Source organism: Kitasatospora sp. NPDC059803 (assembly GCF_042732255.1).
GTDB lineage: Bacteria > Actinomycetota > Actinomycetes > Streptomycetales > Streptomycetaceae > Kitasatospora.
Window position 1 is genome coordinate 1 of record NZ_JBHWIJ010000169.1, and the last position, 11,109, is coordinate 11,109.

At 74.1% G+C, this 11,109-nt stretch carries 10 protein-coding genes and 1 pseudogene; 9 read left to right on the forward strand and 2 right to left on the reverse strand.

The window, feature by feature from the left end; translation table 11 throughout:
• From ACFV6I_RS24595 to ACFV6I_RS24635, 9 genes and pseudogenes are all read left to right on the forward strand, one after another.
• Positions 1-646, forward strand: a pseudogene (locus tag ACFV6I_RS24595) (DNA polymerase III subunit gamma and tau); the annotation flags it as partial.
• Positions 647-767: 121 nt separating this feature from the next.
• Entirely contained in the window at positions 768-1,106 is a 339-nt protein-coding gene (locus tag ACFV6I_RS24600) for a YbaB/EbfC family nucleoid-associated protein (RefSeq protein WP_063348649.1), read from the forward strand.
• Positions 1,107-1,287: 181 nt separating this feature from the next.
• Positions 1,288-1,887: a recombination mediator RecR gene (gene recR / locus ACFV6I_RS24605; RefSeq protein WP_063348650.1), complete on the forward strand. Its 600-nt coding sequence runs from the start codon at positions 1,288-1,290 to the stop codon at positions 1,885-1,887.
• Complete coding sequence (locus tag ACFV6I_RS24610) at positions 1,880-2,629, forward strand: DUF5063 domain-containing protein (RefSeq protein WP_244293422.1); 750 nt, start codon at positions 1,880-1,882, stop codon at positions 2,627-2,629. The genes recR and ACFV6I_RS24610 overlap by 8 nt, the downstream gene beginning before the upstream one ends.
• A 390-nt stretch (positions 2,630-3,019) precedes the next feature.
• Positions 3,020-4,300 (forward strand): aspartate kinase, encoded by a 1,281-nt coding sequence (locus tag ACFV6I_RS24615; RefSeq protein WP_063348651.1) that lies wholly within the window; start codon positions 3,020-3,022, stop codon positions 4,298-4,300.
• On the forward strand, positions 4,297-5,376 hold the full coding sequence (locus ACFV6I_RS24620) for an aspartate-semialdehyde dehydrogenase (RefSeq protein ID WP_063348652.1): 1,080 nt from the start codon (positions 4,297-4,299) through the stop codon (positions 5,374-5,376). The genes ACFV6I_RS24615 and ACFV6I_RS24620 overlap by 4 nt, the downstream gene beginning before the upstream one ends.
• A 344-nt stretch (positions 5,377-5,720) precedes the next feature.
• A complete protein-coding gene (locus ACFV6I_RS24625) occupies positions 5,721-6,266 on the forward strand; it encodes a SigE family RNA polymerase sigma factor (RefSeq protein WP_063348653.1) in 546 nt (181 codons plus the stop codon).
• Positions 6,259-7,446, forward strand: a complete 1,188-nt coding sequence (locus ACFV6I_RS24630; RefSeq protein WP_380427640.1) for a hypothetical protein — start codon at positions 6,259-6,261, stop codon at positions 7,444-7,446. The genes ACFV6I_RS24625 and ACFV6I_RS24630 overlap by 8 nt, the downstream gene beginning before the upstream one ends.
• Before the next feature lie 165 nt (positions 7,447-7,611).
• Positions 7,612-8,403, forward strand: coding sequence for an SURF1 family protein (locus ACFV6I_RS24635; protein WP_063348655.1), 792 nt, complete (start codon positions 7,612-7,614; stop codon positions 8,401-8,403).
• Between the two features lie 52 nt (positions 8,404-8,455).
• On the opposite strand, the gene ACFV6I_RS24640 is transcribed toward ACFV6I_RS24635, so the two are convergent.
• Positions 8,456-9,022 (reverse strand): hypothetical protein, encoded by a 567-nt coding sequence (locus tag ACFV6I_RS24640; RefSeq protein ID WP_380427642.1) that lies wholly within the window; start codon positions 9,020-9,022, stop codon positions 8,456-8,458.
• The gene (locus ACFV6I_RS24645) at positions 9,019-11,004 is read right to left on the reverse strand and encodes a S9 family peptidase (protein WP_380427644.1); all 1,986 of its coding nucleotides are present in this window, start codon (positions 11,002-11,004) and stop codon (positions 9,019-9,021) included. The genes ACFV6I_RS24640 and ACFV6I_RS24645 overlap by 4 nt, the downstream gene beginning before the upstream one ends.
• Between the last annotated feature and the right edge of the window lie 105 nt (positions 11,005-11,109).

Sequence of the window (11,109 nt, forward strand, 5' to 3'; positions counted from 1 at the left end):
GGCTTCGGCCGCCGCGCTGCAGGGCGCGGCGCAGGTCCGGCAGCTGTGGCCGCAGATTCTGGAGGCGGTGAAGAACCGCCGCCGCTTCACCTGGATCCTGCTCAGCCAGAACGGCCAGGTGGCCGGGTTCGACGGCAGCGTGCTCCAGGTGTCCTTCATCAACGCGGGCGCCCGGGACAGCTTCGTCGGCAGCAACAGCGACGACGTGCTGCGCCAGGCGCTGACGGACGCGCTGGGTGTGGACTGGCGGATCGAGTGCATCGTCGACCCGTCCGGGGGCGGTTCCCTCGGCGGCGGTACGGCCGTCGGCGGCGGTGGTCTGGGCGGTGCCGCCCCGAGCGGTGGCGGCTGGGGGGCCCCGGCCCGTCCGGCGGCCGCCGCGCCGTCGGCTCCGGCTCCGGTGCCCGCGCCGGTCCGGTCGCAGCCGTCCCCGCAGGTGCAGGCCGCCCCGGCGCCCGCGCCGGTCCAGGCCCCGCCGCCGGTGGCCGCGTCGCCGGCCCGTCCGGTGCGCGCGGTGGCGCCGGAGGACGACGTCCCGGAGGAGGACGACCCGGACCTCAACGAGGAGGCGTTCTCCGGTCAGGAGCTGATCATCCGGGAGCTGGGCGCGACGGTTCTGGAGGAGATCCACCACCGCGGCAACTGAGCGACGGCCCGCCCCGGCAGCACGTAGGCTCGGCCGTGACGACGCGAGCGGGACTGCAAGCGGACGTGACCGCAGGCAGGACGGCGACGCAGGACAGCAAGCACGAAGCGAGGAGTGAGCCGTGTTCCCCGGTGGTGGCCAGCCCAACATGCAGCAGCTGCTGAAGCAGGCGCAGAAGATGCAGCAGGATCTCGCGCAGGCGCAGCAGGAGCTGGCGGAGACGAAGGTGAGCGGTTCGGCGGGCGGTGGCCTGGTCGAGGCCACGGTGACCGGTGCCGGTGAGCTGGTGGCGCTGACCATCGCCCCGGCGGCCGTCGACCCGGAGGACACCGAGACCCTGGCAGACCTGGTCCTGGCGGCCGTGCGGGACGCCAACCAGTCGGCGCAGAAGATGCAGGCCGAGCGCATGGGCCCGCTGACCCAGGGCCTGGGCGGGGGCATCCCCGGTCTGCCGTTCTGACCTGGGGGAGCCTCTGGACAGGGGTTCCGACCAGGTAGGTCTGAGGTCCTGAAGTTCTGAAGTTCAGACAACGGACCCATGTGATTTATGTGGGAGTCGGGCGTCGGGCGGTGTGTCCGGCGCCCGATTCGTTGGATGATGGCACCGGAGCACCACCGACCATCCGAGGGAAGGCGCGACGTTGTACGAGGGCGTGGTTCAGGACCTGATCGACGAACTGGGCAGGCTGCCCGGCGTCGGGCCCAAGAGCGCCCAGCGGATCGCCTTCCACATCCTGCAGTCCGACCCGACCGACGTGCGCCGTCTCGCGCACGCGTTGCTGGAGGTCAAGGACAAGGTCCGCTTCTGCGCGGTCTGCGGCAACGTCGCAGAGGCCGAGCAGTGCCGGGTCTGCCTGGACCCGCGCCGCGACCTCGGCGTCATCTGCGTGGTCGAGGAGTCCAAGGACGTCGTCGCCATCGAGCGCACCCGCGAGTTCCGCGGCCGCTACCACGTGCTGGGCGGCGCGATCAGCCCCATCGAGGGCGTCGGCCCGGACGACCTGCGGATCCGCGAGCTGCTGGCGCGCCTCGCGGACGGCACGGTCACCGAGCTGATCCTGGCCACCGACCCCAACCTGGAGGGGGAGGCGACCGCCACCTATCTGGCCCGGCTCTGCAAGCCGATGGGCCTGAGGGTGACCCGGCTGGCGAGCGGCCTGCCCGTCGGCGGGGATCTGGAGTACGCGGACGAGGTCACCCTCGGTCGTGCCTTCGAAGGGAGACGACTGCTCGATGTCTGACCGGACGCTCAACCAGCAGCCCCACACGCCCCACCAGCCGTCCCACGGGCAGGCCCACCAGCCGGCCCCCGGACAGCCGCACGGGGAGCCGCAGAGCCACCCCCCGCACATCCATGCGCACGGTTCGGAGCCGGACGACTTCGCCGTGCAGATCGCCGACTCGGTGGAGAGCTTCGTGCTCGCCGTCACCGAGGTCGCCAAGGGCGACGAGCCGGGCAGCGCGGTCTCGCTGCTGCTCCTGGAGGTCTCGCAGCTGCTGCTGGCCGGTGGCCGGCTGGGCGCCATCGAGGACGTCGTCCCGGAGGACCGCTTCGAGCCCGACGCCGGGCCGGAGCCGGACGGCGAGCAGCTGCGCGAGCGGCTGGCCGAGCTGCTCGCGCCGATCGACGTCTACCACGAGGTCTTCGATCCGTACGGTCCGCCGGAGAAGCCGAACGCCTTCCGGATCTCGGACGACCTGGCCGGCGTGGTCGGCGAGCTGCAGCACGGGCTGACCCACTACCGCGAGGGCCGGGTCAGCGAGGCGCTGTGGTGGTGGCAGTTCTCGTACCTCTCCAACTGGGGCACGACCTGCACGGCGGTGCTGCGGGCGCTGCAGTCGCTGATCGCGCACGTCCGGCTGGACAGTCCGATCGGCGCGGTGCCGGACGGCGCCGACACCGACGACGACGGGCTCACCGACGAGCAGCTGGAGCAGCAGGCCGGCGACCTGATGGCGGCCGAGCTGGGCCTCGGGCGGTAGCACCGCTCTCCGGTGCCCGTGCCCTTCCGGCACGTCCGTGCGATTCCGGCACGCCTGAACGTCGCCCCGGCGCGCGCCGGTTTTCGGTGCGCCCCCGGCGGTCATCGGCTGATTGTGACGAATGCCTCAGCATTCCGCGCGGAAAAGAAATCCCGACGGATCGCCGTCCGTTGATCCGCCGATTCTTCGGGGCGGTGGCGAATTGCCCGCAGACCTGCCGGTGGTGCCGCCCGTTTCGCCGACCACCTGCTGAAACGGGCGTCTCATCATATGGAAAGCGCCGGTTGTGGCACCCCTGCTCGGTAGACTGGCGCCGACCGCACAGCCCCTTTTCCCCGGGGGTGCGGGGGCCTGGTGCCCCCGGAAGACGACACAAGTCGAGGAGCGCACGTGGGCCTTGTCGTGCAGAAGTACGGCGGCTCATCCGTTGCGGATGCCGAAGGCATCAAGCGCGTTGCCCGCCGAATCGTTGACGCCAAGAAGGCCGGCCATGAGGTCGTCGTCGTGGTGTCCGCAATGGGCGACACGACGGACGAGCTCATCGAACTCGCGGAGCAGGTGTCACCGCTTCCTGCCGGCCGTGAGTTCGACATGCTGCTGACCGCTGGAGAGCGCATCTCCATGGCGCTGCTGGCCATGGCGATCAAATCGCTGGGGCACGAGGCGCAGTCCTTCACGGGCAGCCAGGCCGGCGTCATCACCGACTCCGTCCACAACAAGGCGCGCATCATCGACGTGACGCCTGGTCGCATCCGCACCGCCCTGGACGAGGGCAACATCGCGATCGTGGCCGGCTTCCAGGGCGTGTCGCAGACCAGCAAGGACATCACCACGCTGGGCCGCGGCGGCTCGGACACCACCGCCGTCGCCCTCGCCGCCGCGCTCAAGGCCGAGGTCTGCGAGATCTACACCGACGTGGACGGCGTGTTCACCGCCGACCCGCGCGTGGTGGCGAAGGCCCGCAAGATCGACTGGATCGCGTACGAGGACATGCTGGAGCTGGCGTCGTCCGGCTCCAAGGTGCTGCTCGACCGCTGCGTGGAGTACGCCCGGCGCTACAACATCCCGATTCACGTACGCTCGTCCTTCTCGGGTCTTCCCGGGACGATCGTCAGCAACGAGAACCCGCACAAGCCCGAAGGGGGCGAGATGGAGCAGGCCATCATCTCCGGAGTCGCCCACGACACGTCCGAGGCCAAGGTCACGGTCGTCGGCGTGCCCGACAAGCCGGGCGAGGCGGCCCGGATCTTCCGCGCCATCGCGGATGCCGAGGTCAACATCGACATGGTGGTGCAGAACGTCTCCGCCGCGTCGACCGGGCTGACCGACATCTCCTTCACCCTGCCCAAGGCGGAGGGCCAGAAGGCCATCGACGCGCTCGGCCGGGTCAAGGAGGGCATCGGCTACGAGTCGCTGCGCTACGACGACGCGATCGGCAAGATCTCCCTGGTCGGCGCGGGCATGCGCTCGAACCCGGGCGTCACCGCCGCCTTCTTCGAGGCGCTGTCCGCCGCGGGCGTCAACATCGAGCTGATCTCCACCTCGGAGATCCGCATCTCGGTCGTCACCCGCGCCGAGGACGTGCCGGAGGCCGTCCGCGCCGTGCACAGCGCCTTCGGACTGGACAGCGAGACGGACGAGGCCGTCGTCTACGGAGGCACCGGGCGATGACCCGGCGGCCGAACCTCGCCGTCGTCGGCGCCACCGGCGCGGTCGGCGAGGTGCTGCTCGGCCTGCTCTCCCTGCGCCAGGACGTCTGGGGCGAGATCCGACTCGTCGCCTCCCCGCGTTCGGCCGGCCGCAAGCCGGTCGTGCGCGGGGTGCCGGTCGAGGTCGTCCCGCTGGCCGAGGAGGCCTTCGAGGGGATCGACGTCGCCGTGTTCGCCGTTCCCGACGAGGTCTCCGCCCAGTGGGCGCCGATCGCGGCCGCCAAGGGCGTCGTGGTGGTCGACGACTCCGCCGCCTTCCGTACCGCCGAGGACGTGCCGCTGGTCGTCCCCGAGGTCAACGCGGCCGCGCTGCGGCTGCGCGCCCGCGGCATCGTCGCCAGCCCGGCCAGCACCACCCTCGCGATGATCGCGGCCCTCGGCGCCCTGCACGCCGAGTACGGGCTCGCCCAACTCGTCGTCGCCTCCTACCAGGCCGCCTCCGGCGAGGGCCGGATCGGCGAGGCGGCGCTGCGCGAGCAGACCGCCCTGGTGGCCGGCACCGAGGTCGGCCGGCAGGCCGGCGACCTGCGCGCGGTGATCGCCGACCACGGGCCGTTCGCCGCCCCGCTCGCGCTCAACGCGGTGCCCTGGACCGGCTCCCTGGTGGACGGCGGCTGGTCCTCCGAGGAGGTCGGCATCCGCGCCGAGGCCCGCAAGATCCTCGGCCTGCCCGCCCTCAAGGTCTCCGCGACCTGCGTCCGCATCCCGGTCGTCCGCACCCACGCGCTGGCCGTGCACGCGCTCTTCGAACGCGAGGTCACCCAGGAGCACGCGCAGCAGATCCTCCGCGACGCCCCCGGGGTCGTGCTGTACGACGACCCGGCGGCCGGCGAGTTCCCCACGCCGAACGACGTGGTCGGGACGGACCCGGTCTGGGTCGGGCGGGTGCGCCGGGCCCTCGACGAGCCGGCCGCGCTCGACCTCTTCCTCTGCGGCGACAACCTGCGCAAGGGCGCGGCGCTCAACCTGCTGCAGATCGCGGAACTGGTGGCCGGTGAGCTGACGGTGACACAGGAAGGCGCGCCGGAAGAGGCGTAGGAGGAAGCACAGGGGGAGGCCCGGGAAGAGGCCTGGCAGGAGGCCCGGGAGAGACCCTGGAAGGCCTGGAGCCGCCCGCTCCCGGGCCCGTCCGGCCCCCGATCCGGGGAGGGCGTGTCCGCTCCTCGACACAATCTGTCCGGAATCCCGATGGAATCCCCTGGAGGCCTCTTCCGCCGATGCGGAAGAATGGCCCCCGGGCTGGGCAACCATGACAGGGGATCGAGTGTCCAACGGGCGTGGCGAACGTGATGGTGGGAGCAGGGGCGGGCATCCCGGCGAGATCCGTGGTGGCCTTCCCCTCGCGCGCCCCGTGGCCGGCGAGTAGGCCGGAAGACGACCAGATGACCGCGGTCGCACCCGGTGCGGCGGGCTCCGGTGCCGGTACCGACGCGGGTACCAGCGAGGACCTGCTCACCGAGACCTACCAGGCCCACTACGGCTCCCTGCTGCGGCTCGCCGCGCTGCTCCTGGACGACCTCTCGACCTGCGAGGACGTCGTCCAGGAGGCGTTCATCCGGGTGCACGCCGCCCGGCGCCGGGTCCGCGAGCCCGAGAAGACCCTGGCCTACCTGCGGCAGACCGTCGTCAACCTGTCCCGCTCGACCCTGCGCCGACGGATCCTCGGCCTGCGCCTGCTGCCCAAGCCCATGCCTGACATGGCCAGTGCAGAAGAAGGCGCTTACGATGCGCTGGAGCGCGACCAGTTGAAGGCCGCGCTGCGTGGTCTGCAACGCCGTCAGCGGGAGGTTCTGGTGCTGCGTTACTTCGTGGACATGACGGAGGCGCAGGTCGCCGAGACCCTCGGCATCTCGCTCGGATCGGTGAAGGCCTACGGCTCGCGCGGACTCGCCGCCCTGCGCACCCAGATGGAGGCCGGACATGGCTGACGGCGCCGGGCGGCGGCCCTCGGGCGGTGAGGGCGACGGGCTCTCCGCCGAGGAACGCAGCGTCCGCGACCTGATGCGCGGCGCCGTCGCCGGCATCCAGCCCGAACCCGGCGGCCTGCCGCGGATCCGGTACGCCGTACCCCGCCGCCGGGCCGCCCGGCGCGGAGCCTGGACCGGCGCCGCCGCCCTCGCCGTCGCCGTCGCCGTCGCCCTGCCCGCCCTGCACGACGGGGAGCACCTCGGACTGTCCGGCGGCCCCGGCTCGGCCGCCGCCAGCAGCCCGGCCGCCGCCGCCCCGACCGGCACCAGGACCGGCAGCGCCCCCGGCACCGGCACACCTTCGCGGCCCGGCCCCAGCGGCACCGGCGACACCGCGTCGCCCTCCGGCACCCCCACCGCCTCACCCAGCCCCGGCGCCAGCACCACCCGCGCCGACGGCACCACCGCCCCGCCCGCCCCCGCCGCCAGCACCGGCGACAGCCCGATCACCCCGCTCTGCACCCGGGCCGACCTCGGCCAGGGCGGCGCACAGGTCGGCCCGGCCGCCGCCGACGGCCGGATCCACGGCTCGTTCACCGTGTACAACGTCTCCGGCCGCAGCTGCCGGCTCGGCGGCCCCGGCGCCGTCGCCGTCACGGCGGTGAGCGGCACCGACCGCAGCCGCGTGCGCACCGCCGACCATGCCGCCGGCGACCCGGCCGGCGACCTGCCCGCGATGGACGCGGAGCCCCCCGTCCTCGCCCCGCAGGCCGGCTACCGGGTGCCGTTCGCCTGGGTCCCCGACCGGACCTGCCCCACCCCCGGCGCCAGCACCGCCAGCACCGGGCCCACCAGCCAGGGCGGCGCCAACCCGGCCGTCGGCGCCTCCCAGGCCCCCGCCGCCGCCACCGGTGCCGCCCCGGCGGCCTCGGACGCCTCGGCGGCCCCCAGCACCAACCCCCAGGCCAGCTCGTCCCCCAGCGCCGGGCCCACCAACGCCCCCAGCTCCACCCCCACCCCGACCGGCAGCCCCACCACCGCGCCGGCCACCGCGACCATCGCCCACACCCCCGCCCCCGGCAGCCCTGCCGTTGCCACCGCCACCTTCGCCGTGGCCTGCGGCGGCACCCTCTACCGCGGTGGCGTCCAGGCGGTGGGCGCACCGGCGCCGCAGCCGTCGGACACGCCCCCGGCGGGCTGACGGGCTTCGCGCTCCGGCGGTGGTCGGGGCGGGCTGTCGGCGGGCGGTCGGGGTCGGGCGGTCGGGGTCGGACGGGCGACCAGCCGGGCCGTCGGGGCCGATGGCGGACCCCTATGGCGGACCCCTGCGGCCGGGACGGGTGTGAGGAGTGGTTACCGTGGGGGTGTGTACCGGTTCCTCCTGACTCCGCGCTGGCTCGGCGGCACCGCGCTGGCCGTCGCGGCCGTGGCGGTGTGCGTCTGGCTGGGCTCCTGGCAGCTCGGCCGGTTCGAGGACCGGTTCTCGTCGCACCAGGAGACCAAGCAGACCGTCACCGCTTCGAGTGATGTGCGGCCGATCGACGACCTGCTCAACCAGGCCACCCCGCAGGTGACCACCGAGACCGTCGGCAAGCCCGTCACCGTGACCGGCAGCTACGACGCGGAGCACCAGCTCCTCGTCCCGAACCGGGTGGTCGACGGCAAGCAGGGCTACTACGTGCTCACCCCGCTGCGCACCGCCGACGGCCGGTTCGCCGCCGTGGTCCGCGGCTGGGCGCCCGGCGCGCCCGCCGAGGGCGCGTCCGTGGCCGCGCCGCCGCCTCCCGGCCAGGTGACCGTCACCGGGCGGTTGCAGGCCGGTGAGTCCAGTGGCAGCAACGGCGCCGTGGCGGGCGGTCTGCCGGCCGGTCAGCTCGGCACGGTCAACCGGGCGGCGCTGCTCAACGCGCTCGCGTACGACGGCTGGTACGACGGCTGGGTGGCCGCCGACGCGGTGTCGGCCGGGCTGACCCCGGTGCCGACGGTCCAGCCGCAGGGCGGCGACGGGCTCACCCTGCGGGCGTTCCAGAACCTCGGCTACACCCTGGAGTGGTTCGTCTTCGGGGGCTTCGTCATCTTCATGTGGTTCCGCTTGGTGCGCCGCGAGGGGGAGGCGGAGCAGGACCGGGCCCTCGGACTGGACCCGGTCCTCGACTGACCTCTGCGGTTCGGCGCCCCTGCTCGGCCCGCCCCCGCTCGGCCGGCCCGCCTCAGCGGGTTGGCTTGCCGGGGGCGGACGGCAGGGCCGGGACGACCGGTGCGGTCGTCGGCTTTCCGGGCGCCGTCGGGGAGGACGGCACCGGCGTCGGTGACCCGGTGAACGCCGGCTCGTCGTGGCACCGGCCGTGGCCGCCGCTCGCGTCGTCGTTCGAGTCGTAGTGGTCGATGTGGTGGTGCACGGTGCGCCCGGTCTTCGTCCCCTTGGAGCCGGAGCCCTTGGAGCCGGAGCCCTTTGACCCGGACGAGCCCTTCGACCCGCTGGATCCCTTGGCGAGCTGGACCGCGTCCTCGCCCGCCGCAGGCGCGTACGCCGCTCGGGCGACGGCGGCCCCCGGCCCAGCCGCGTTCGGCCCCGCCGCGCTCGCGCGGGTCGCGGTGGCGGCCGGTGCGGTTGGTGCGGCTGCTGGGGTCGGCGCGGCCGTGGTCGGCGTGGGGCTGGGCACCGCGGGGCCGGCCGGGGGCGGGCAGGCGGCCTCGGCGCCGTGCCCGCCCGAGCAGCCGGTGAGCACCAGGGCCCCGGCCACCGCCACTCCCGCGAGCGTCAGCAGACGCCTCACACCGTCTCCCCGTCGCCGGCCCTGTCGTCAGCCCCGGTCCCGGTCCCGGTTCCGGTCCCGGCCTCCGACGCCGCGGCGAGGTGCCGTCGGACGAAGTCGATCTCCAGCCGCAGCTGCTTGATCCGCTCCTCCACCACCAGCGACCCGTGCCCGGCGTCGTACCGGTAGACCTCGTGCGGCTTGCCCGACTGCTCCAGCCGCTCGACGTAGTTCTCGATCTGCCGGATCGGGCAGCGCGGGTCGTTGACCCCGGCGCTGATGTAGACCGGCACCCGCACCTGCTCGACGTAGCTGAGCGGCGAGGAGGCGGTGAAGCGCTCCGGGACCTCCTCCGGGGTGCCGCCGAAGAGGGTGCGGTCCAGCGACTTGAGCGCCTCCATCTCGTCGGCGTACGCGGTGTGGTAGTCCGCGACGGGTACGGCGGCGACGCCCAGCGTCCAGCTGTCCGGCTGGACGCCGATGCCCAGCAGGGTCAGGTAGCCGCCCCAGCTGCCGCCGGTGAGCACCAGCCGGCGCGGGTCGGCGAGGCCGCCGGCGACCGCCCACTCCCGGACGGCCGCGATGTCCTCCAGCTCGATCAGGCCGACCCGCTCGTGCAGGGCGTCGGTCCAGGCCTGGCCGTAGCCGGTGGAGCCGCGGTAGTTGACCCGGACCACCGCGAAGCCGTGGTCCAGCCAGGCGGCCGGGCCGGCGGCGAAGGAGTCGCTGTCGTGGTGGGTGGGGCCGCCGTGGATCTCGAACACGGTCGGGAAGGGGCCCTCGCCCGCCCCGGCCGGACGCTGCACCAGGGCGTGCACCCGCCCGCCGGGCCCGTCCACCCAGACGTCCTCGACCGGGACGGAGCCGGGCGGCACCGCGCCGGGCGCCCGCAGCACGACCGTCCCGGCGGTGGAGCGGACGGCGGAGGGCTCGGCGGCGGAGGACCACAGGTACTCGACGGTGCCGTCCGGACGGGCGGTGGCGCCGCCGACGGTGCCGCGCGGGGTGTCCAGCCGGGTCAGCCGACCGTCGGCGAGCGTGTACGAGAACAGTTCGCTGCGCGCCTCGTACTCGTGCTCGACGAGCAGCGCCTCGGCGCCGGGGCACCACTGCGCGGAGACGTCGCCGGGCAGCTCGCGCCCCTGCTCGTCGCGCAGCGGCAGCGCGGTCTCGGCGCCGGTGACGACGTCCCAGATCATCGGCTCCCAGCGGCCGGTGCGCTGGTGGGCCACCAGCAGCCGGGTGTCGCCGTCGACCGGGGCGAAGCCGAGGCAGGCGACGCCGCGCGGCTCGTCCCGGCCGGTCACCTCGTCGAGTTCGGCGACGGTTTCGACGGTTTCGGCGGGCTCTACGGGCTCTACGGGCGCTACGGGCTTGCTCGTCGTGCCGCTCGTGCCGCTCGTGCCGTCGGAGAGGCGGACGATCCGGATCGCGGAGTGCATCGCGTCGCCGTGCTCGGTGTGGTCGATGGCGAGCAGCGTGCCGTCGTAGCTGAGGTCGCCGACGCCGCCGTACTCCGCGTGCCGGTAGATCTCGACGGCCTCGACCGCGCCGGGGCGGCGCAGGTGCAGGGTGGTGCCGTCCTCGTCGGTGGAACGTCCGACGACCACCGTGCCGTCGCGGCCGAGCGCCAGGCCGGCCGAGTAGGAGGGGGCGAGGCCGGGCACGGCCTCCTCGTCGGTGGTGCCGGCGCTGCGGTCCGCGGGCCCGCCGGCGAAGGGCTGGCGGCGCCAGACGCCGAACTCGTCGCCGTCGTGGTCGTCGAACCACCACACCCAGGCGCCGTCGGGGGACAGCTCGGCGTCGGTGGTGCCGTTCGGCCGGTCGGTGACCTGCCGGTGGGTGCCGGTGACCCGGTCCCAGGCGTAGACCTCGTAGGTGCCGGTCGCGTTGGACACGTACAGCGCCCGGTCGGGGGCGTCCTCGGCCCAGTCGGGGAGTGACACCCGTGCTGCCCTGAACCGCTGCTCCCACGCCGGTACGGCGCTCTTCTCCTCGCTCATCCGACCATCCAACCCGATCGGGGGGACAGAACGGAACGGGCGGGGGACGGAACGGGGGGGGGCGCGGGGCGCGCCCCCCCCCCGCCCCCCCCCACCCCCCCACCC

Excerpts from the sequence above, each read along its gene's own strand:
- ACFV6I_RS24610 (WP_244293422.1), top strand. The coding sequence starts at position 1,880 with ATGTCTGACCGGACGCTCAACCAGCAGCCCCACACGCCCCACCAGCCG.
- ACFV6I_RS24630 (WP_380427640.1), top strand. The coding sequence starts at position 6,259 with ATGGCTGACGGCGCCGGGCGGCGGCCCTCGGGCGGTGAGGGCGACGGG.
- ACFV6I_RS24625 (WP_063348653.1), top strand. The coding sequence starts at position 5,721 with ATGACCGCGGTCGCACCCGGTGCGGCGGGCTCCGGTGCCGGTACCGAC.
- ACFV6I_RS24645 (WP_380427644.1), bottom strand. The coding sequence starts at position 11,004 with ATGAGCGAGGAGAAGAGCGCCGTACCGGCGTGGGAGCAGCGGTTCAGG.
- ACFV6I_RS24620 (WP_063348652.1), top strand. The coding sequence starts at position 4,297 with ATGACCCGGCGGCCGAACCTCGCCGTCGTCGGCGCCACCGGCGCGGTC.